Origin of the sequence: Methylobacterium sp. EM32 (assembly GCF_040593685.1) — a bacterium.
GTDB lineage: Bacteria > Pseudomonadota > Alphaproteobacteria > Rhizobiales > Beijerinckiaceae > Methylobacterium.
Map to the genome: position 1 here is coordinate 1 of NZ_JBEXZS010000050.1, position 1,379 is coordinate 1,379.

The window sequence follows — 1,379 nt, forward strand, 5'->3', positions numbered from 1 at the left end:
GATGCCGCGGTCGCCCTCGTCGTCGGGCCCGGGCCGGATGCCGGTGCCGCCGATCCCCTGGTCGAGGATCTTGTCGCCGGCCGCCCCCGCCTGCCCCGCGACGGCGAGCCAGCTCGCGCCGGAGAGGAGGCGCAACGCCCCCCGCAGGAGGCCGCGCCGGGTGACGGAGGTCGCGCGTCGCACGGGCCCCTCCCTCACGCCTTCGGCTCGGGCCGCGGCGCGACGGTCGGGGGGGCCTGCATGGGGGCCTGCGGCGCGACGGTCATGGGGGCCTGCGGCGCGTCCTCGGAATAGATGTAGATGCCGAAGTTCCAGCGCGCCTCGCCGCCCGGATCGGTCTCGCAGGCCGCGTGCGCCTCGCGGTTGGCCTGCTGCAGCGCCTCCATGGCGATCTCCCGCGCCCGCCCCTCGAGCCGCCGTGCCAGCTCGGGCGACAGCCCGTCATAATGCACGGCGCGTTCGAAGAAACGCGGCTTCTCCTCCAGGATGTTGGTGACCGCGGCGGCGATGTGGTCGTGGAGGTTGCGGCCGAAATAGTAGAGCTGCTGGCTGCCGCCGCCGCTCGGCACGAAGGCGGCCTCGGCGAGCACGATGCGCTCCTCCGCGTCCAGGGTCACGAGGCCGCGGTCGAGCCACTCGTCGAGCACCGCCCGCGGGCGCAGGTCCCGGGTCACCGAGGCGACGAGGCTCTCGAAGGACGGCCCGCTCTCCGCCACCCGCGGCAGCGCCTTCGGCCGGCCGTCGGCCTCGGTGAAGTCGGGCGCGGCGATCCAGCGGGCGATGATGCGGCTGGTGCGCGAGACCGCCGCCGGCACCGCGCTCACCGGCGCACCGGCGCCGCGCAGGCGGCGCACCTCCTTGCGGTGGATGCCGGTGAGCAGGCTCACCCGGCTGTCGGTCTGGTCCTTGCCGGGCAGGGCGAAGTCGTACTCGGCGACGTTCACGTAGAGCTCGCGCAGGAGATCGGTCAGCGCCGGGAAAGTGATCCCGCTGCGCACGAACAGGCGCACCAGCGGGCGCAGCAGCCGGGCGAGCGGGGCCTGCAGCGCGCCCGCGTCGGGCGGCAATCTCGGGTTCGGCTCTGACATCACGATCGTTGTAGCGGAGGCGCCGTGGGACACAATCCCACGAAAGCGCGGCGCAGTGCGTTTTCCGATTGACGTGGGAATTTTGCCCACGTATATGATTGTTCGTGGTCAGATTTCCCACGCCGTCTTCCGCCACAGGAACCCCCGATGGCCCGCCCGCTCCCTCTCCTCTGCCCCTCCGCCGAGCCGCCGGGGCGCTCGCCCTGGCGGCTGCCCTCACGGCCGCCGCGCCGGCCTCCGCCGCCGACCTGCCGCGCCGCGTCGCGCCGCCGCCGGCCTTCACCCCCGTCC

General features: G+C 74.1%; 1 protein-coding gene and 2 pseudogenes. 1 reads left to right on the forward strand and 2 read right to left on the reverse strand.

Going from position 1 to position 1,379, the window contains the following annotated elements; translation table 11 throughout:
• Nucleotides 1-183 (reverse strand): annotated as a pseudogene (locus ABZT49_RS07840) (hypothetical protein); the annotation flags it as partial.
• Nucleotides 184-194: 11 nt separating this feature from the next.
• Nucleotides 195-1,088, reverse strand: coding sequence for a DUF6502 family protein (locus tag ABZT49_RS07845; protein ID WP_355285119.1), 894 nt, complete (start codon nt 1,086-1,088; stop codon nt 195-197).
• Between the two features lie 104 nt (nt 1,089-1,192).
• Between ABZT49_RS07845 and ABZT49_RS07850 the strand changes: the two are divergent.
• Nucleotides 1,193-1,379: pseudogene (locus ABZT49_RS07850) on the forward strand (hypothetical protein); the annotation flags it as partial.

Bases quoted from the DNA above. Each gene is read 5' to 3' on its own strand.
- ABZT49_RS07845 (WP_355285119.1), bottom strand. From the start codon at position 1,088: ATGTCAGAGCCGAACCCGAGATTGCCGCCCGACGCGGGCGCGCTGCAG.